The organism is Mycobacterium sp. 852014-50255_SCH5639931 (assembly GCF_001665605.1).
Taxonomy (GTDB): domain Bacteria; phylum Actinomycetota; class Actinomycetes; order Mycobacteriales; family Mycobacteriaceae; genus Mycobacterium; species Mycobacterium paraffinicum.
In genome coordinates, this window is sequence record NZ_LZSV01000011.1 from 341,676 (window position 1) to 359,196 (window position 17,521).

Genomic DNA, 17,521 nt, shown 5'->3' on the forward strand with positions numbered 1-17,521 from the left:
CTCTCCCAACCGGATGGTTAGGATCGCGGTTATCACCCATGAGCGCTCGTGCGACGAGCAGCGGGCGCATCGGGATGACCGAAGCAGGGGAAGGACAACGATGACCACCGAATCGGTTACACCCACGACATCCGCCGCCAACGGCGCACCGACACCTCAGCCGGCGAACATTCCCGCGACCGTCGCGCGGCTGCGCAAGACGTTCGCCAGCGGGCGCACCCGCGATGTCGAGTGGCGCAAACGGCAGTTGTTGCAGCTGGCCAAGCTGATGGAAGAGAACGAAGGGGCGATCGCGGATGCTCTCGCCGCGGATCTCGACCGCAGCCCGTTCGAGGCGTTCATCGCCGACATCGCAACCACGGCCGGCGAAGCGAAGTATGCGGCCAAGCGGGTGCGCAAGTGGACGCGCCGCAAATACCAGCTGCTCGAGATGCCGCAGCTCCCCGGCCGCGGTTGGATCGAATACGAGCCCTACGGCACCGTGCTGATCATCGGCGCGTGGAACTACCCGTTCTATCTGACGCTGGGGCCGGCCGTCGGCGCGATCGCCGCGGGTAACGCCGTCATCCTCAAGCCCTCGGAGATCGCCGCGGCGTCCGCGCACCTGATGGCCGAGCTGGTGCCCAAATACCTCGACAGCGACGCGATCGCCGTGGTGGAGGGCGACGGTTCGGTCAGCCAGGAGCTCATCGCGCAGGGCCTGGACCGCCTGCTGTTCACCGGCGGCACCGAGATCGGTCGCAAGGTCTATGAAGGTGCCGCCCCACATCTGACCCCGTGCACGCTGGAGCTCGGCGGCAAGAGCCCCGTGATCGTGGCGGCCGACGCCGACGTGGACGTGGCGGCCAAGCGGATCGCCTGGATGAAGCTGCTGAACGCCGGCCAGACGTGCGTCGCCCCCGACTACGTGTTGGCGGACGCCAAGATTCGCGATGAGCTGGTGAGCAAGATCGGCGCGGCCATCACGAAGTTCACGTCGGACAAGCCCAACGGAATGCGGATCGTCAACCAGCGTCAGTTCGACCGGATCAGCAGCTATCTGGCCGGCGGGGACGGCAAGGTCGTCGTCGGCGGCAAATGCGACCCGTCGAGCCTGCGCATCCAGCCCGCCGTCGTGGTCGACCCCGATCCGGACGGGCCGTTGATGCAGAACGAAATCTTCGGACCCGTGCTGCCGGTGATCACCGTCCAATCCCTTGATGACGCAATACGTTTCATCAACGCGCGGCCCAAGCCGTTGTCCGCCTATCTGTTCACCAAGACGCGCGAGACCCGCGAGCGGGTGATCAAGCAGGTGCCGGCGGGCGGCATGCTGGTCAACCACCTCGCGTTCCAGGTGTCGACGGCCAAGCTGCCGTTCGGCGGCGTCGGCGCATCGGGTATGGGCGCCTATCACGGCCGCTACGGCTTCGAGGAGTTCAGCCACCGCAAGTCGGTGCTGACCAAGCCGACCCGGCCCGACCTGTCCAGCTTCATCTACCCGCCGTACACGGCGCGGGCCTTCAAGATGGCCCGTCGGATGTTCTGACCACTGCTTCAATTCGCTTGCTAGGCCGTACTTTTCACCTTAGAGAGGAACCTGATGCCCGGAGTGCAGGATCGCGTCATCGTCGTCACCGGAGCCGGCGGGGGGCTGGGCCGTGAATACGCCCTGACCCTGGCCCGCGAGGGGGCCAGCGTCGTCGTCAACGACCTCGGTGGGTCCCGTGACGGCACGGGCGCCGGCCACAACATGGCCGATCACGTCGTCAACGAGATCAAGGACGCGGGTGGCCGGGCGGTCGCCAACTACGACAGTGTCGCCGAGCCCGAGGGCGCCGCGAACATCATTCAGACGGCGCTCGACGAGTTCGGCGCCGTGCACGGCGTGGTGAGCAACGCCGGGATCCTGCGCGACGGCACCTTCCACAAGATGACGTTCGAGAACTGGGACGCCGTGCTCAAGGTGCACCTGTACGGCGGGTACAACGTGCTGCGCGCCGCCTGGCCGCATTTTCGGGAGCAGAGCTACGGGCGGATCGTCGTCGCCACCTCCACCAGTGGCCTGTTCGGCAACTTCGGACAGACCAACTACGGCGCGGCCAAACTCGGCCTGGTCGGCATGATCAACACGCTGGCGCAGGAGGGGGCGAAGTACAACATCCACGCCAACGCCGTCGCGCCGATCGCGGCCACCCGGATGACCGAGGACATCCTCCCCAAGGAGGTGCTCGAGAAGCTGACGCCCGAGTATGTCGCGCCGGTGGTGGCCTACCTGTGCACCGAGGAAAACCCCAACACCGCTTCGGTTTTCGTCGTCGGTGGAGGCAAGGTGCAGCGGGTGGCCCTGTTCCAGAACGAGGGCGCCAACTTCGACAAGCCGCCGACGGTCGAGGATGTCGCCTCGCACTGGTCGGAGATCGACGACCTGTCCGCGGCCAAGCAGGCCAACTTCAAGCTGTAACGGTCAGCGCCGGGGCCGCGTGGTTCGAGTCAGGCCAGCAGCGCCTGACGTAGTCGATCCACGTCGGCCTCGGTGATGCCCGCGTCGCTCAGATAGGCGTCCAGCGAACCGAATTGCTCGTCGATCGTCTCGCGCGCGGCGGCCAGGTACTCGGGGCGCACGCCGAGAACACCGTCGGACAGCCGGGCCTCGGTGAAAGTCCTGACCTCCGGTGTGAGTTCGGTTTCCGAGCGCTGCTGAATCATCTCGGAGATGCGGACCCGCAGCTCCGCGACGGCGTCATTGCTGCGCAGGTAGTCGGCGACGATCGTGTCGCGATCGATGCCGACGGTCTCCAGCACCGTCGCCACCACGAAGCCGGTGCGGTCCTTGCCCGCGAAGCAGTGCGTGAGGACGGGCCGCCCCGCGGCCAGCAGCGTGACGACCCGGTGCAGCGCCCGCTGGGCGCCGTTGCGGGTGGGGAACTGGCGGTACTCGTCGACCATGTAGCGGGCGGCGGTGTCGTTGATGGACTCGTCTGGATCGCCGTTGGTCATCAGTTGCCGGAACGCGTGTTCGTGGGGGGCTTCGTCGCCCTCACCGGCGTCGTCGGCGAGGTCCGGGAACGGCAGCAGGTGAACGTCGACACCGTCGGGCACGCGTCCGGGCCCGCGGCGGGCCACCTCCCGCGCCGCGCGCAGGTCGGCGACGTCGCTGATGCCGAGCTCGCGCAGCGTCGCCTGGCCGTCGTCATCCAGGCGGCTCAGCTCGCTGGACCGAAACAGCCGGCCCGGCCGCAGCGCGCCCGCGCCGTCGGCGACATCGCGAAAGTTCCACGCGCCGGGCAACTCCCGGAGGGCGGCCTTACCCATGTGCGGTGACCGCCGCGGCGAGCGGAGATTTTCCCCGGCCGAGCTCGGCGCGCGCAATGGTCCGCATGTGTACCTCGTCGGGGCCGTCGAAGAGCCGCATCGCCCGGTGCCAGGCGTACATGCGCGCCAGCACCGTGTCCTCGCTGACGCCCGCGGCCCCGTGCACCTGAATCGCTCGGTCGATGACGTTGCACGCCACCTGCGGCGCAACCGCCTTGATCTGCGAGACCAACGTGTGGGCGGCCTTGTTCCCGTGCTGGTCGATGGTCCACGCCGCCTTTTCGCACAACAGCCGCGCCTGGTCGATCTCGTTGCGGGACTTGGCAATTGCCTCCCGCACCACGCCCTGCTCGGCCAGCGGACGGCCGAACGCCACCCGGTTCTGCGTCCGGTCCACCATCAGGGCCAGCGCCCGTTCGGAGCCGCCCAGCGCACGCATGCAGTGGTGGATGCGGCCCGGGCCCAGCCGGGCCTGCGCGATCGCGAAGCCCCCGCCCTCTTCGCCCAGCAGGTTGGTGACGGGCACCCGGACGTTGTCGTAGATGATCTCGCAGTGCCCAGGCTGGTCCTGGAAACCGAAGACCGTGGTGGAGCGGACCACCGTCACGCCCGGCGTATCGATCGGCACCAGCACCATGGACTGCTGCTGGTGGCTTGCCGCCTCGGGGTTGGTGCGGCCCATCACGATGAGGATCTTGCAGCGCGGGTCGGACGCCCCGGAGGTCCACCACTTACGGCCATTGATCACATAGTCGCCGCCGTCGCGCACGATGGAGGTCTCGATGTTGCGGGCGTCGCTGCTGGCGACCGCCGGCTCGGTCATCGAAAAGCCACTGCGGATCTCACCGTTGAGCAACGGCTCCAGCCACCGCTTGCGCTGCTCCTCGGTGGCGAACAGGTGCAGGGTCTCCATGTTGCCGGTGTCGGGTGCCGCGCAGTTGAGCGCCTCGGGGGCGATCTCCAGGCTCCAGCCGGTGATCTCGGCCAGCGGCGCGTATTCCAGGTTGGTCAGGCCCGACTCGGCCGGCAGGAACAGGTTCCACAGGCCGCGCTCCTTGGCCTTGGTCTTCAGCTCCTCGAGGATCGGCGGGACCGTGTGATCGTTCGGGCCGACCTCCTCCCGGTACTTGTCGTATTCGGCCTCGGCCGGGAAGACGTACTCGGTCATGAAGTCGGTCAATCGCTTGTGGTAATCGTTGGCTTTGGCCGACATCGCGAAGTCCATGCCGCCACCATAGGACACGTCCCGCGACGGCCCATATGGCGAGCCTTATTGGTCACCTTCGCGACACCGAAACCACGCCGCGACGGGTGTGCGCGCACGCAGTCTCGAGGTGTGGATCGCGGTCGCGACGCGCACGATGGACGCTATGACCGAATCCCGTCCGCCGTTCCCGCCGTTCACCTCTGAGACTGCCCTGGAGAAGGTGCAGTCCGCCGAAGACGCGTGGAACACCTGCGATCCGCACCGCGTCAGCCTGGCGTACACGCCCGACTCGCAGTGGCGCAATCGCGACGAACATGTCGTGGGCCGCGACGCGATTGTGGCGTTCCTGACCCGCAAGTGGCAGCGCGAGCTCGACTACGCGTTGCGAAAGAGCCTGTGGGACTTCCACGGCAACCGCTTCGCCGTGCGGTTTCAGTATGAGTGCCGCGACGCGAGCGGCCAGTGGTTTCGCAGCTACGGCAACGAGCTGTGGGAGTTCTCGCCCTCGGGGTTGATGGCGCGCCGCGAGGCCAGCATCAACGACGTGCGGATCGACGAGTCCGAACGCCGCTACTTCGGGCCCCGGCCGGTGGCGGAGCACGGGCAGGACATCCCGCTCTGGTAGCAACCGGCCACAACGCCGTCTTGTGGGTCCACAACGCCGCGGCCGCTACTGCGTGCGCCTCGGGTAACGAACCATCGACGGGAGTCCGTCTGCCGCGCCGGCGGTATCCCGCCCCGGTCGATCGCACGTCCGGGGCGAAATTCGGCAGGCGTTAAGGTAGCGAAGCGTGCGGCCAGCCAGCGGCACATCAAACGGCAGGAAAGTGCGGGAAAGCAGATGTACGCGCCATGACAGATGCGCAGACGACGGTAGGGGTGGTCGCCGAGTCCGGGACCGACGAACGACGGGTCGCACTGGTACCCAAGGCGGTGGCGTCGCTGATCAGCAGCGGTGTGGCCGTAGTGGTCGAGTCGGGTGCGGGCGAGGGCGCATTGCTTCCGGACCAGCTCTACATCGAGGCCGGCGCCAGCATCGGGGACGCCTGGGCCGCCGACGTCGTCGTCAAGGTGGCGCCGCCGACCAAAGAAGAGGTCGGCAGGTTGCGCCGCGGGCAGACCCTGATCGGGTTCCTGGCACCGCGCAACGCCGACAACTCGATCGGCGCTCTCACCGAGGCCGGGGTGCAGGCGTTCGCGCTCGAGGCGATTCCGCGCATCTCGCGCGCCCAGGTCATGGATGCGCTCTCTTCGCAGGCCAACGTGGCCGGCTATAAGGCCGTGCTGCTGGCCGCCTCCGAGTCGACCCGATTCTTCCCGATGCTGACGACCGCGGCGGGCACCGTGAAACCGGCCAGCGTGCTGGTGCTCGGCGTCGGGGTGGCCGGGCTGCAGGCGCTGGCGACGGCCAAACGGCTGGGCGGGCGCACCTCCGGCTACGACGTGCGCCCCGAGGTCGCCGACCAGGTCCGTTCGGTCGGGGCGCAATGGCTCGACATCGGCATCGACGCGGCCGGTGAGGGCGGGTATGCCCGCGAGCTCACCGAAGAAGAACGCGCCCAGCAGCAGAAATCCCTGGAGAAGGCGATCGCCGGGTTCGACGTGGTGATCACCACCGCGTTGGTCCCGGGGCGCCCCGCGCCGCGGCTGGTGACCGCCGCGGCGGTGGAGTCGATGAAGCCCGGCAGCGTGGTGATCGACCTGGCGGGGGAGACCGGGGGCAACTGCGAACTGACCGAGCCGGGGCAGACGGTCGTCAAGCACGACGTCACCATCGCCTCTCCGCTGAACCTGCCGGCAACCATGCCCGAGCACGCCAGCGAGCTCTACAGCAAGAACATCACGGCGTTCCTGGACCTGTTGATCAAAGACGGCAAGCTGGCCCCCGACTTCGACGACGAGGTCGTCGCGGCGGCGTGCGTCACCCGGACGCCCGCGGCCGGCTAGAGAGGACTACATGTACGACGAGCTGTTGGCCAATCTGGCGATCCTGGTGCTGTCCGGGTTCGTCGGGTTCGCGGTCATTTCCAAGGTGCCCAACACGCTGCACACGCCGCTGATGTCTGGAACGAACGCCATTCACGGCATCGTGGTGCTCGGCGCGCTGGTGGTCTTCGGCGAGGTTGAGCATCCGTCGCTGGCGGTGCAGATCATCCTGTTCGTCGCGGTGGTGTTCGGGACGCTCAACGTGATCGGCGGCTTCATCGTCACCGACCGGATGCTGGGCATGTTCAAGGGCAAGAAGAAAGCGGTGCCCGCCAAGACCGACGACCTGGCGGTGAAATGAACTACCTCGTCACCGTTCTCTACATCATCTCGTTCGCGCTCTTCATTTATGGCCTGATGGGCCTGACCGGCCCGAAGACGGCGGTGCGGGGCAACCTCATTGCCGCGGTCGGCATGGCCCTCGCGGTGACGGCGACCCTGATCAAGATCCGGCACACCGAGTCGTGGGTGCTCATCATCGCCGGCCTGGTCGTGGGTGTCGTGCTCGGTGTGCCACCGGCGCGGCTGACCAAGATGACCGCCATGCCGCAGCTGGTGGCGTTCTTCAACGGCGTCGGCGGCGGCACCGTCGCGCTCATCGCGCTGGCGGAATTCATTGAGACCAAAGGATTTTCGGCCTTCCAACACGGGGAGTCGCCGACCGTGCACATCGTGGTCGCGTCGCTTTTCGCCGCGATCATCGGGTCGATCTCGTTCTGGGGATCGATCATCGCCTTCGGCAAGCTGCAGGAGATCATCTCCGGCTCGCCGATCGGCTTCGGCAAGCTTCAGCAGCCGATCAACCTGCTGTTGCTGGTGGCGGCGGTGGCCGCCGCGGTCATCGTCGGCATCCACGCCCATCCCGGCACCGGTGGGGCGTCGCTCTGGTGGATGATCGGCCTCCTCGTCGCCGCGGGTGTGCTCGGCCTGATGGTGGTGCTGCCGATCGGTGGCGCCGACATGCCGGTGGTCATCTCGCTGCTCAACGCGATGACCGGGCTGTCGGCCGCGGCGGCCGGCCTGGCGCTCAACAACACCGCGATGATCGTGGCCGGCATGATCGTCGGCGCGTCCGGTTCTATCCTGACCAACCTCATGGCCAAGGCCATGAACCGGTCCATTCCGGCGATCGTCGCCGGTGGCTTCGGCGGTGGGGGCGTGGCCCCGGGCGCCGGCGGGGACGGCGGCGACAAACACGTCAAGGCGACCTCGGCCGCCGACGCCGCGATCCAGATGGCGTACGCCAACCAGGTGATCGTGGTTCCCGGCTACGGGCTGGCGGTGGCGCAGGCGCAGCACGCCGTCAAGGACATGGCCAGCCTGCTCGAGGAGAAAGGCGTGCCGGTGAAGTACGCGATTCACCCGGTCGCGGGGCGGATGCCCGGGCACATGAACGTGCTACTGGCCGAGGCCGAGGTCGACTACGACGCCATGAAGGACATGGACGACATCAACGACGAGTTCGCCCGCACCGACGTCGCGATCGTCATCGGCGCCAACGACGTCACCAACCCGGCGGCCCGCAACGAACAATCCAGCCCGATCTACGGCATGCCCATCCTCAACGTGGACAAAGCCAGGTCGGTGATCGTGCTCAAGCGGTCGATGAACTCCGGCTTCGCGGGCATCGACAACCCGCTGTTCTACGCCGACGGGACGACGATGTTGTTCGGGGATGCAAAGAAATCGGTGACCGAGGTCGCCGAGGAATTGAAGGCGCTCTAGAGGCGCCAAACGGTTTAGACCGGCGGGTAGGCGGGCGGCGGGTAGCCGTTGCCGTCGACGACGCCGCGTAGACCCCAGGGCACGTAGCGGAAAAAGAACTCGATTTCGTCGCTAGCGTCGTAGTCCGGGCTCGGATCCATGAGGCCACCCCTCCAGTCGCGACTTGAGCTTTCGAAAAGCGAGTCTAGTCCCATCCTCGTCGGGGCGACACCTCGCGTTTGCCTAAACTGTCCAACCAGTTGATTGATAATTGGCCTTGCCCGGCACCCCAGCGCCCCGCCCGGCAGTGACGATAGCGAGGACAGATGCCATCCGATAGCGGACTAACGCGGCGCGAGGAGCTGCTGGCTGTTGCCACCAAGCTGTTCGCCGCCCGCGGCTACCACGGCACCCGGATGGATGACGTCGCCGACGTGATCGGCCTGAACAAGGCGACGGTCTACCACTACTACGCCAGTAAGTCCCTGATCCTCTACGACATCTATCAGCAGGCCGCCGAGGGCACGCTGGCCGCCGTCCACGACGATCCGTCCTGGACGGCCCGCGAGGCGCTCTATCAGTACACGGTCCGGCTGCTCACCGGCATCGCCGCCAATCCCGAGCGGGCCGCCGTCTACTTCCAGGAGGCGCCCTACATCGCCGAGTGGTTCACCGAAGAACAGGTCGCCGCGGTCCGGGAGAAGGAGACCCAGGTCTACGAGCACGTCCACGGCCTGATCGACCGGGGGATCGCCAGTGGCGAGTTCTACCCGTGCGACTCCCACGTGCTGGCGCTCGGATACATCGGCATGACGCTCGGCGCCTATCGGTGGCTGCGGCCGAGCGGGCGGCGCAGCGCCAAGGAGATCGCCGCCGAATTCAGCACCGCACTGCTGCGCGGCTTGATCCGCGACGAAGCGATCCGCACGAGTTCCCCGCTCGGCCCTTAGTTCGATGGGGGCGACCCGCTTCGCCCGGCTACGCCGCGCTCGCGATCGCCCCTAGTTCGATGGGGGCGACCCGCTTCGCCCCGGCTACGCCGCGCTCGCGATCGCCCCTAGTTCGATGGGGGCGACCCGCTTCGCCCGGCCACGCCGCGCTCGCGATCGCCCCTAGGCGCCCGCGCCCTTCAGGTGCTTGTCGAGGAAGGCGAGCTGGTCGGCGACGACACGCTCGAACGCCTCGCCGACGTAGATGGCGAAATGGCCCTCGGGATAGAGCTTGACCTCACCGCGCGGGGCCCTGGCCGCGTGGCGCAGCGTCGCCGCCGCGGGGGCCACCGAGTCGGCTTCGCAGACGCAGAACAGGATCGGGCAGGTGATCTTGGGCGTGCGGCGCCCCGGGCGATAGGCCATGATCTTCAACGCGATTCGGGCCGCCACTTGCTGGGGGATGTCCACACCGTCGGGCACCAGTCTCAGGTAACCGGGGTAGGCGTCGGGCGCGTTCATCAGCGCGACCTCGCCCGGTTTCCCCACCGTGGGAACCATCACCGGTGGTTTTCCGCGGCGGGCGGCGAGCAGGTCGCGGGCGCCCAGAATGCCGACGCGCAAGAAGATCAGCGGGGACAGCGTTCGTATCGATGCGACGGCGTCGGTGAAGGGGCATTGGACCACCGCGGCGGCGATGCCCGGCAGCCGCGCCGCCGTGGCGATCACGTGCCCGCCGGCAAAAGAGGTGCCCCACAGGGCGATTCGCTTGGGATCGATTTCCGGGAGGGTGCGGGCGTAGGCGACCGTGGCGGCCCAGTCGGCGAGCTGCAGCCCGATGTCGAGCAACTGGCGCGGCCGGCCCTCGCTGTCGCCGAAGTTGCGGTAGTCGAACACCAGGCAGGCATAACCGGCCGCGCTGAATCGTTCGGCGTAGGCGTCGAGCCGCATGGTGCGCACCGCGCCCAGCCCGTGCGCCATCACCAATAACGGCGCGGGTCCGCTGCCCGGCGGCCGGTAGAGCCACGCGCTGATCAAATCGCCACCGGAGGGGAACTGGACGTCTTCACGTTGTGCCATCAGCGAGTCATTCTGCCCGGGGATACGACGCTCAGTCCGCCGGTATGCGCCACAAATTTTATGGACTAGTGTCTAGAAAAGTTTTGAGCGCTCAAAGGACGGAGACTCTCATGGCGATCCGCGTCGCGCACGTCGGTACCGGAAACGTCGGAGGGCTGGCCCTGGCCGAGCTGATCACCAACCCGCAGTTCGAGTTGACGGGCGTGTGTGTGTCCAGCCCGGAGAAGGTGGGCAGGGATGCCGGCGAGCTGTGCGGCGTGGGCCTTGAGGCCGGTGTCGTCACGGGTGTCACGGCCGTCTCCGACCTCGACGCCCTGTTGGCCACCAAGCCCGAGTGCGTCGTGTACTGCGCTATGGGCGACACCCGCCTGCCCGACGCGATGGCCGACGTCATGCGCATCCTGGCGGCCGGCGTCAACGTCGTCGGGTCCTCCCCGGGGCTGCTGCAGTACCCGTGGGGCGTGATGCCCGACAAGTACATCGGCCGCGTCGAAGATGCGGCACGGCAGGGCAATTCGAGCATCTTCATCAGCGGCGTCGACCCGGGATTCGCCAACGACCTGATCCCGTTCGCGCTCGCCGGCACCTGTCAGCACATCGAGCAGGTGCGCTGCATGGAGATTCACGACTACTCGTCGTACAACGGGACCGAGGTCATGGACTACATGGGATTCGCCAAGCCCATGGACGAGATCCCGATGCTGCTGCAGCCGGGCATACTCAGCATCGCCTGGGGAACCGCGATTCGTCAGCTGGCGGCCGGTCTCGGCATTGAGGTCGACGAGATCACCGAGTCCTACCAGCGCGAGCCGGCACCCGAGGATTTCGACATCGCGGTCGGCCACGTTGCCAAGGGCACCGTGGCCGTGCTGCAGTTCGAGATCCGCGGCATGGTCAAGGGTCATCCCGCGGTCGTCATCGAGCACGTAACCCGGCTGCGGCCCGACCTGCGACCGGACTTGCCTCAGCCCGCCGCGGGTGACGGCTCGTACCGCGTCGAGATCACCGGGGAGCCGTCGTATGCCGTCGACATCATCCCGAGCAGCCGCAAGGGCGACCACAACCACGCCGCGATCGCGGGCGCCGCGGGCCGTGTCGTCAACGCCATCCCCGCCGTGATCGCCGCGCCGCCGGGCATCCGGACGACACTTGATTTGCCGCTGATAACGGGCAAAGGCCTTTACGCACCAAGCACTTTGGTGACCACCTGAATCGAAAGGAGACCCACGTGGGTCGGGTAGACGGCAAGGTAGCGCTCATCAGTGGTGGCGCCGGCGGTATGGGAGCCGAAGATGCGCGCCTGCTGGTCGAGGAAGGCGCCAAGGTCGTTATCGGCGACATTCTTGACGACCAGGGCAAGGCGTTGGCCGACGAGATCGGCGACTCTGCACGCTACGTGCACCTCGACGTCACCCAGCCCGACCAGTGGGACGCCGCCGTCGCCACCGCGATCGGCGAATTCGGCAAGCTAAACGTGCTGGTCAACAACGCCGGAACCGTCGCGCTCGGCCCGCTGAAGAACTTCGATCTGGCCAAGTGGCAGAAGGTGATTGACGTCAACCTGACCGGGACATTCCTGGGCATGCGGGTTGCGGTCGAGCCGATGATCGCGGCCGGGGGCGGCTCGATCATCAACGTGTCGTCCATCGAGGGCCTGCGCGGCGCGCCCATGGTGCACCCCTACGTCGCGTCCAAGTGGGGCGTGCGTGGCCTCGCGAAGTCGGCGGCACTGGAGCTGGCGCCGCACAATATTCGGGTGAACTCCGTGCACCCGGGGTTCATCCGCACCCCGATGACCGCCCACCTGCCCGAGGACATGGTGACGATCCCGCTCGGGCGTCCGGGCGAGGTTCGGGAAGTCGCGACATTCGTGCTCTTCCTGGCCAGCGACGAATCGTCATACTCCACCGGCAGCGAGTTCGTGATGGACGGTGGCCTGATCACCGATGTGAATCACAAGGAGTTCTAGCGGCGGAAAGTGCGACCGGCAAAGGTAGGTGACCGGTCGGCTAATATCGAAAGTATGCCGCGCCCGCCAAATCCGGAGGTCCGCAACCGCCTGCTCGCTGCAGGGCTCGGGCTCGTGCACGCGCGCGGATTCTCCGCCAGTGGGGTCAAGGACATCACCGACGCGGCCGGCGTGCCGAAAGGCTCGTTCTACGCGTATTTCTCGAGCAAAGAGGCGTTCGCGGCGGCGATCCTCGCGCACTACTGGGCCGATATCGAGGCGCGGCTGCTGCCGATCCTCGCTGCCGACGGGCCGGCGCAGGAGCGGATCACACGCTTTTTCCACGCCCTCGCCGACGAACACGAGGCCGGCGACTTCCTGCTGGGCTGCCTGGTGGGCAACTTGTCGCTGGAACTCGGCGGATCCAGTGACCCGGTGCGCGCCGAGCTTCTCCGGATTCTCGAGCGCTGGGACACGGCCCTCACCGATTGTGTGCGGTCCGGCCAGCATGGTGCGGGGGCTATTCGCAGGGACCTCGACGCGGGGCAACTCGCCGCACAGCTGATCGAGGCGTGGGAGGGCGCGGCCCTGCGCGGCAAGGTGACCCGGAGTCGCATGCCGTACGACCGGTTCGAAGCGGTTACGGTCCCGGCGCTCTTGCGCTGAATTTCGGCGAGAGGAATGCGGGGCGCTGCACGGTTGTTAAATAGACGACTGGTCATCTATAGTGTCGATATGAACCGATTCCGACCACGAGGACGGCCCCGATGACGGACCCGGCCACTTACGCCGACCCACAGGATCCCGCGCTGCCGCCTTCGGGCTTCGCGTTCGATTTTGAGCACGCCGCGCTCGTCGTCACCGATCCGCAGATCGACTTCCTCAGCCCCGACGGCGCCGCGTGGCCGGCCTTCGGCGACAGCATCCGCGACAACGGCACCGTGGCCCACATCGGCGAACTATTCCGCGCCGCCAAACTGGCGGGCCTCACCGTCGCCGTGTCGCCGCACTACTTCTACCCCACCGACAGGCAGTGGCTGTTCGGCGATCCGCTGGAGAAATTCATGATCGGCGTGGGCATGTTCGACCGTCGGGGCGCTTACACGACGGACGGATTCGCGGGCTCCGGGGCCGACTTCCTGCCCGCCTACTGTCACCACATCCACGACGGGCAGACCGTCATCGCCTCCCCGCACAAGATCGTCGGCCCCGAATCGAACGACCTTGTGCTGCAGTTGCGCAAGCGGGGCGTGAACCAGGTCGTCCTGGCGGGGATGGCCGCCAACCTCTGCGTCGAAGGCCACCTGCGCGAGCTCATCGAGCAGGGCTTCGAGGTCGTGGTCGTCAAGGACGCCACCGCGGGCCCGCGTTTACCCGAGGGTGATGGCTACCTCGCGGCCCTGGTGAATTTCCGGTTCCTCGCCAGCGCCGTCTGGACAACTGCCGAAACCGTCGCGCGCCTCGTGAAACGGGTTGCGCCCGAAAGTATTCGATAACGATGTAAGGAGACCGACCATGGCACCGAACGAGACCCTGAGCCGGCACAGATTCGCCTTGAACGACGGCAGCACCGAGATTCCGGCGCTCGGGTTTGGCACCTCGCTTTCCGACAACACCAAAACCCGAGACGCCGTCAAGACCGCGGTGGAAGTGGGATTCCGCCACCTCGACGCCGCCGAGCGGTACCGCAACGAAGCCGAGGTGGGTGCGGCGCTCAAGGAGTTATTCGCGCAACGAACGGTCCGCCGCGAGGAGCTGTTCGTGACCACCAAGCTGTGGAACAACAACCATCGACCGGAGCGGGTGAGGGCCGCGCTGCAAGCCAGCCTGAACAGGCTCGGGCTGGACGCTGTCGACCTGTATCTGGTGCACACCCCGTTCGCGTTCAAGCCGGGCGACGACCAAGACCCCCGGGATATCCATGGAGCCGTCGTTTACGACGACGGAGTCAGCTTGGCCGAAACCTGGACGGCCATGGAAAGCCTTGTTGACGAGGGACTTACGCGCGCGATAGGACTCTCCGACATCGACGCCGCAGGGGCCAGGAACATCATCGAAACCGCTCGCATCAAGCCGGCGGTCGTAGAGGTCGAGTCGCACCCGTATCACCCGCAGTGGGAACTCCACGGACTACGCGAGACCGACGGGGTCATCCTATTGGCGTTCGCCTCACTCGGGCACGCCCTGGAACCGCGGTTGCTCGACGACCCTCTCGTGGTGTCGATCGCTCGACGTCTGGGCAAAACCCCCGCGCAAGTACTGCTGGCCTGGGGCATCCAGCGTGGCAGCGCGGTTCTGACGGCATCCGTGACGCCGGCGCGCATCCGCGAGAACTTCGATGTCACCGCGCTTCCCGAAAGCGCGATCCACGAGATCAGCGAGCGTCTCGAGACTCGGATCAGGTTCAATTCCGTTGTCGAGGCCGGCGAGCCGGGATTCGCCGAGGTGCCCCGGGGCTAGGGTCGCGGGATGAAGGCGATGGCCGGTATCGGCGTGCCGTCACACCTACCGACCGTGGTGACCGGTTCCGACGGCGTCGTTCGATGTCGCTGGGCCAGCGCGACGGGCCGCGACCTGACCGCCTATCACGACGACGAGTGGGGGACGCCCACCCGCGACGAGGCCGAACTCTTCGAGGCACTGGTGCTGACCTACTTCGAGAATGGCCTGTCCTGGGCGAGCGTCTTCGACAAGCGGGGCAATCTGCGCGCGGCGTTTCACGGTTTCGACCCGGCGGCGGTGGCCGCAATGACCGACGGCGACGTCGAGCGTTTGATGGCCGACACCTCGATCATCCGCAACCGGCAAAAGATCGAAGCCACGCTGAACAACGCTCGCCTGTTATCGAAATACCCGCTGTGCCAACTGGCGTGGCAACATCAACCGCTTACCCAGCATCGGCTCCGGAGCTGGAGCGATGGCCGGATGGTGTCCGCGGAGTCGCGCCGGCTCTCAGCGGCGTTGCGAGAAGCGGGTTTTCGGCTGGTCGGCCCAGTCGTCGCCCATTCGTTCATGCAAACCGTCGGAATCGAGAACGGTCACTTCGAGGGCTGTTTTCGCGCAACGGCATGAGGTGCTATAACCGCGAGCATGCTGCGCAGTCTGGCTGATCTGGTCGGCTCGAACCACGTCGTCACCGATCCGGACGTACTCACGGGCCGCAGCATCGACCACACCGGTCGCTATCGGGGCCGGGCCAGCGCGCTGGTGCGCCCGGGTTCTCCCGAGCAGGTCGCCGAGGTTTTGCGGGTGTGCCGGGACGCCGGGGCGCACGTGACGGTGCAGGGCGGCCGCACCTCGCTGGTAGCCGGCACCGTTCCCGAGCACGACGACGTGTTGCTGTCCACCGAGCGGCTGCACGCCCTCGATGACGTCGATACCGTCGAGCGCCGCGTCCGGGTCGGCGCCGGCGCGACGCTGACCGCGGTGCAACGCGCCGCGGGCGCCGCGGGCCTGCTGTTCGGCGTGGACCTGGCCGCCCGCGACACCGCGACGGTCGGGGGGATGGCGTCGACGAACGCCGGCGGCCTGCGCACGGTCCGCTACGGCAACATGGGCGAACAGGTGGTCGGCTTACAGGTGGCGCTGCCCGACGGGTCGCTGCTGCACCGGCACAGCCGGGTGCGCCGGGACAACACCGGCTACGACCTGTCTTCGCTGTTCGTCGGCGCGGAGGGCACCCTCGGCGTCATCACCGCGCTCGACCTGCGGCTGCACCCCACCCCCTCGCGGCGGGTGACGGCGGTCTGCGGGTTCGACGAGCTGGATGCTCTGGTGGACGCCGGCCGGATGTTTCGGGACGTGGACGGCATCGCGGCACTGGAATTGATCGACGGCCGCGCCGCCGCGCTGACCGGCGAGCACCTCGGCGTCGGCTCTCCGGTCGAGGGTGACTGGCTGTTGCTGGTGGAGCTGGCCGCAGACCACGACCAGACCGACCGGCTCGCCGAGCTGCTCGACGGTGCGCGGTTGTGCGGGGAACCCGCCGTCGGCGTGGATGTTGCTGCGCAGCAACGGTTGTGGCAGTTACGCGAGTCGCTCGCCGACATCCTTGGCGTGTACGGGCCGCCGCTGAAGTTCGACGTCTCCCTGCCGCTGTCCTCCATCGACGGATTCGCCAGGGAGGCAGTCGATTTGATCGCCGCGCAGGCTCCCGAGGCGCTGCCCGTGCTGTTCGGCCACATCGGGGAGGGCAACCTGCATCTCAACGTGCTGCGCTGCCCCGTCGACCGGGAGCGGGCGCTGTACGAGCCGATGATGGAACTCATCGCGCGGTCCGGCGGCAACGTCAGCTCCGAACACGGCGTGGGCACCCGCAAGCGGCACTACCTAGGCATGTCGCGGGAGCCCGCGGACATCGCGGCGATGCGGACCATCAAGGCAGCCCTGGACCCGACCGGCTACCTCAACGCCGCGGTGCTGTTCGACTGATCGTTCTTGCGCCGTCTGGCATACGCTGGGCTTCATGGCATCCGGGATCTTCGACACGCCCATCGTCGGAATCGTCAACAATTTGTTCAGTGGCATGATCGATGCGCCCGTCGTCGGGCCACTGGTACGACGCGGGCTGATCAAGATTCGCTACGTCGGCAGGCGTTCGGGTAAGACGATCCAGACCCCGGTCGGGTACCGCCGCTCCGGTGACGGCATCGTCATCAACGTCATGTCGCCCGATAGCAAGGCATGGTGGCGAAACTTTCTCGGCGAGGGCGGTTCGATCACACTGCTCAACTTCGACGGCGCCGACCGCACCGGACACGCGATCGCCAGCCGCGATGAGAAGGGCCGCGTCAAGGTCGAGGTGCAGCTCGACTAGCTCCCCTTGATGCCGACCGCGTGCCGCAACTGCGCCAGGAACTGGTCGGCATCGTCGCTGGGGACGATGTAGTGCGAGATCGCGATCCGGATGACGGTCGCCGCCTTCACCGCGGCGTTGGGACCGGGCAGGTGGCGCTGCAGGCCCTCGCGCATCTGCGGGATGACCCCGGAGAATTGGGCGATGGTGTGCTCGGGCTCGACATCGACCATGCGCACGCCTGAATACGAGTGCTGGTACTCGACGATGAACCGCAGCACGGCGTCGAGTTTGTCGACCCCCTTCAGGCCGGCCGTTGCCCGGACCAGGCCGCTCTCGAAGATCTGGCGCTCGTAGCTCGAAAAGGCCGACAGCAGTTCCTCTTTGGACGCGAACCAGCGGTAGAGCGTCGGGCGGGACACCCCGGCCTGGGCGGCGACGTCGGACAGGCTGAGCTTGGTTTTGCCGTTGCGGCCAAGCACCTCGGCGGTGGCGTCGAGGATGCGCTGACGCGTCGAGGTGTCAGGCTCTGCGGTCTGGGCCGGACTGCTCATGTCTGCAACTCTACGAAGTTGTCC

Annotated in this window: 20 protein-coding genes; 15 read left to right on the plus strand and 5 right to left on the minus strand. The window is 67.1% G+C overall.

Going from position 1 to position 17,521, the window contains the following annotated elements; translation table 11 throughout:
* Positions 1–100 precede the first annotated feature (100 nt).
* Entirely contained in the window at positions 101–1,528 is a 1,428-nt protein-coding gene (locus tag A5758_RS07160) for an aldehyde dehydrogenase family protein (RefSeq protein ID WP_067738194.1), read from the plus strand.
* Positions 1,529–1,582: 54 nt separating this feature from the next.
* Positions 1,583–2,443, plus strand: coding sequence for an SDR family oxidoreductase (locus A5758_RS07165; RefSeq protein WP_067738198.1), 861 nt, complete (start codon positions 1,583–1,585; stop codon positions 2,441–2,443).
* Between the two features lie 29 nt (positions 2,444–2,472).
* Here the strand turns inward: A5758_RS07165 and A5758_RS07170 are convergent, their stop codons facing one another.
* Together A5758_RS07170 and A5758_RS07175 are read right to left on the minus strand one after the other, a co-directional pair.
* On the minus strand, positions 2,473–3,294 hold the full coding sequence (locus A5758_RS07170; protein ID WP_067204780.1) for a tyrosine-protein phosphatase: 822 nt from the start codon (positions 3,292–3,294) through the stop codon (positions 2,473–2,475).
* On the minus strand, positions 3,287–4,507 hold the full coding sequence (locus A5758_RS07175) for an acyl-CoA dehydrogenase family protein (protein WP_067738409.1): 1,221 nt from the start codon (positions 4,505–4,507) through the stop codon (positions 3,287–3,289). The genes A5758_RS07170 and A5758_RS07175 overlap by 8 nt, the downstream gene beginning before the upstream one ends.
* Positions 4,508–4,664: 157 nt before the next feature.
* On the opposite strand from A5758_RS07175, the gene A5758_RS07180 reads away from it, so the two are divergent.
* The 4 genes from A5758_RS07180 (at position 4,665) to A5758_RS07195 (ending at position 8,212) form a co-directional block, all read left to right on the plus strand.
* On the plus strand, positions 4,665–5,126 hold the full coding sequence (locus A5758_RS07180; RefSeq protein ID WP_067738412.1) for a nuclear transport factor 2 family protein: 462 nt from the start codon (positions 4,665–4,667) through the stop codon (positions 5,124–5,126).
* 227 nt (positions 5,127–5,353) lie between these two features.
* Positions 5,354–6,448, plus strand: a complete 1,095-nt coding sequence (locus A5758_RS07185) for a Re/Si-specific NAD(P)(+) transhydrogenase subunit alpha (RefSeq protein WP_067204777.1) — start codon at positions 5,354–5,356, stop codon at positions 6,446–6,448.
* Between the two features lie 10 nt (positions 6,449–6,458).
* Positions 6,459–6,788, plus strand: a complete 330-nt coding sequence (locus tag A5758_RS07190; RefSeq protein WP_067204774.1) for an NAD(P) transhydrogenase subunit alpha — start codon at positions 6,459–6,461, stop codon at positions 6,786–6,788.
* Positions 6,785–8,212 (plus strand): NAD(P)(+) transhydrogenase (Re/Si-specific) subunit beta, encoded by a 1,428-nt coding sequence (locus A5758_RS07195; protein WP_067738199.1) that lies wholly within the window; start codon positions 6,785–6,787, stop codon positions 8,210–8,212. The genes A5758_RS07190 and A5758_RS07195 overlap by 4 nt, the downstream gene beginning before the upstream one ends.
* A gap of 14 nt (positions 8,213–8,226) precedes the next feature.
* Here the strand turns inward: A5758_RS07195 and A5758_RS25645 are convergent, their stop codons facing one another.
* Positions 8,227–8,352 (minus strand): hypothetical protein, encoded by a 126-nt coding sequence (locus A5758_RS25645; protein WP_007167223.1) that lies wholly within the window; start codon positions 8,350–8,352, stop codon positions 8,227–8,229.
* A gap of 165 nt (positions 8,353–8,517) precedes the next feature.
* Between A5758_RS25645 and A5758_RS07200 the strand changes: the two genes are divergently transcribed.
* A complete protein-coding gene (locus tag A5758_RS07200) occupies positions 8,518–9,141 on the plus strand; it encodes a TetR/AcrR family transcriptional regulator (RefSeq protein ID WP_067204769.1) in 624 nt (207 codons plus the stop codon).
* 162 nt (positions 9,142–9,303) lie between these two features.
* Here the strand turns inward: A5758_RS07200 and A5758_RS07205 are convergent, their stop codons facing one another.
* Positions 9,304–10,200, minus strand: a complete 897-nt coding sequence (locus tag A5758_RS07205; protein ID WP_067738202.1) for an alpha/beta hydrolase — start codon at positions 10,198–10,200, stop codon at positions 9,304–9,306.
* 110 nt (positions 10,201–10,310) lie between these two features.
* Here A5758_RS07205 and A5758_RS07210 point away from each other — a divergent pair, with 110 nt between their 5' ends.
* The 8 genes from A5758_RS07210 to A5758_RS07245 all read left to right on the plus strand — a co-directional run bounded on the left by A5758_RS07210 (position 10,311) and on the right by A5758_RS07245 (position 16,964).
* Positions 10,311–11,411: a diacylglycerol kinase gene (locus tag A5758_RS07210; RefSeq protein ID WP_067738205.1), complete on the plus strand. Its 1,101-nt coding sequence runs from the start codon at positions 10,311–10,313 to the stop codon at positions 11,409–11,411.
* A 17-nt stretch (positions 11,412–11,428) separates the two neighbouring features.
* Entirely contained in the window at positions 11,429–12,169 is a 741-nt protein-coding gene (locus A5758_RS07215; RefSeq protein WP_067204761.1) for a glucose 1-dehydrogenase, read from the plus strand.
* Between the two features lie 54 nt (positions 12,170–12,223).
* Positions 12,224–12,814: a TetR/AcrR family transcriptional regulator gene (locus A5758_RS07220; RefSeq protein ID WP_067738209.1), complete on the plus strand. Its 591-nt coding sequence runs from the start codon at positions 12,224–12,226 to the stop codon at positions 12,812–12,814.
* A 101-nt stretch (positions 12,815–12,915) separates the two neighbouring features.
* A complete protein-coding gene (locus A5758_RS07225; RefSeq protein WP_067738212.1) occupies positions 12,916–13,644 on the plus strand; it encodes a cysteine hydrolase family protein in 729 nt (242 codons plus the stop codon).
* 19 nt (positions 13,645–13,663) lie between these two features.
* Complete coding sequence (locus tag A5758_RS07230; RefSeq protein ID WP_067738215.1) at positions 13,664–14,608, plus strand: aldo/keto reductase; 945 nt, start codon at positions 13,664–13,666, stop codon at positions 14,606–14,608.
* Between the two features lie 9 nt (positions 14,609–14,617).
* Positions 14,618–15,220 (plus strand): DNA-3-methyladenine glycosylase I, encoded by a 603-nt coding sequence (locus tag A5758_RS07235; protein WP_067738218.1) that lies wholly within the window; start codon positions 14,618–14,620, stop codon positions 15,218–15,220.
* Positions 15,221–15,238: 18 nt separating this feature from the next.
* Entirely contained in the window at positions 15,239–16,579 is a 1,341-nt protein-coding gene (locus tag A5758_RS07240; RefSeq protein ID WP_067738220.1) for an FAD-binding oxidoreductase, read from the plus strand.
* 34 nt (positions 16,580–16,613) lie between these two features.
* Entirely contained in the window at positions 16,614–16,964 is a 351-nt protein-coding gene (locus tag A5758_RS07245) for a hypothetical protein (protein ID WP_067204743.1), read from the plus strand.
* Here A5758_RS07245 and A5758_RS07250 read toward each other — a convergent pair.
* Positions 16,961–17,497, minus strand: coding sequence for a TetR/AcrR family transcriptional regulator (locus A5758_RS07250; RefSeq protein WP_067204740.1), 537 nt, complete (start codon positions 17,495–17,497; stop codon positions 16,961–16,963). The two genes, A5758_RS07245 and A5758_RS07250, sit on opposite strands and share 4 nt — an antisense overlap.
* Positions 17,498–17,521 lie beyond the last annotated feature (24 nt).

Coding starts and splice junctions, on each gene's coding strand:
- A5758_RS07170 (WP_067204780.1), bottom strand. CDS start 3,294: ATGGGTAAGGCCGCCCTCCGGGAGTTGCCCGGCGCGTGGAACTTTCGC.
- A5758_RS07245 (WP_067204743.1), top strand. CDS start 16,614: ATGGCATCCGGGATCTTCGACACGCCCATCGTCGGAATCGTCAACAAT.
- A5758_RS07165 (WP_067738198.1), top strand. CDS start 1,583: ATGCCCGGAGTGCAGGATCGCGTCATCGTCGTCACCGGAGCCGGCGGG.
- A5758_RS07220 (WP_067738209.1), top strand. CDS start 12,224: ATGCCGCGCCCGCCAAATCCGGAGGTCCGCAACCGCCTGCTCGCTGCA.
- A5758_RS07230 (WP_067738215.1), top strand. CDS start 13,664: ATGGCACCGAACGAGACCCTGAGCCGGCACAGATTCGCCTTGAACGAC.
- A5758_RS07205 (WP_067738202.1), bottom strand. CDS start 10,200: ATGGCACAACGTGAAGACGTCCAGTTCCCCTCCGGTGGCGATTTGATC.
- A5758_RS07200 (WP_067204769.1), top strand. CDS start 8,518: ATGCCATCCGATAGCGGACTAACGCGGCGCGAGGAGCTGCTGGCTGTT.
- A5758_RS07190 (WP_067204774.1), top strand. CDS start 6,459: ATGTACGACGAGCTGTTGGCCAATCTGGCGATCCTGGTGCTGTCCGGG.
- A5758_RS07240 (WP_067738220.1), top strand. CDS start 15,239: ATGCTGCGCAGTCTGGCTGATCTGGTCGGCTCGAACCACGTCGTCACC.
- A5758_RS07235 (WP_067738218.1), top strand. CDS start 14,618: ATGAAGGCGATGGCCGGTATCGGCGTGCCGTCACACCTACCGACCGTG.
- A5758_RS07250 (WP_067204740.1), bottom strand. CDS start 17,497: ATGAGCAGTCCGGCCCAGACCGCAGAGCCTGACACCTCGACGCGTCAG.
- A5758_RS07160 (WP_067738194.1), top strand. CDS start 101: ATGACCACCGAATCGGTTACACCCACGACATCCGCCGCCAACGGCGCA.
- A5758_RS07180 (WP_067738412.1), top strand. CDS start 4,665: ATGACCGAATCCCGTCCGCCGTTCCCGCCGTTCACCTCTGAGACTGCC.
- A5758_RS07195 (WP_067738199.1), top strand. CDS start 6,785: ATGAACTACCTCGTCACCGTTCTCTACATCATCTCGTTCGCGCTCTTC.
- A5758_RS07175 (WP_067738409.1), bottom strand. CDS start 4,507: ATGTCGGCCAAAGCCAACGATTACCACAAGCGATTGACCGACTTCATG.
- A5758_RS07210 (WP_067738205.1), top strand. CDS start 10,311: ATGGCGATCCGCGTCGCGCACGTCGGTACCGGAAACGTCGGAGGGCTG.
- A5758_RS07185 (WP_067204777.1), top strand. CDS start 5,354: ATGACAGATGCGCAGACGACGGTAGGGGTGGTCGCCGAGTCCGGGACC.
- A5758_RS07225 (WP_067738212.1), top strand. CDS start 12,916: ATGACGGACCCGGCCACTTACGCCGACCCACAGGATCCCGCGCTGCCG.
- A5758_RS25645 (WP_007167223.1), bottom strand. CDS start 8,352: ATGGATCCGAGCCCGGACTACGACGCTAGCGACGAAATCGAGTTCTTT.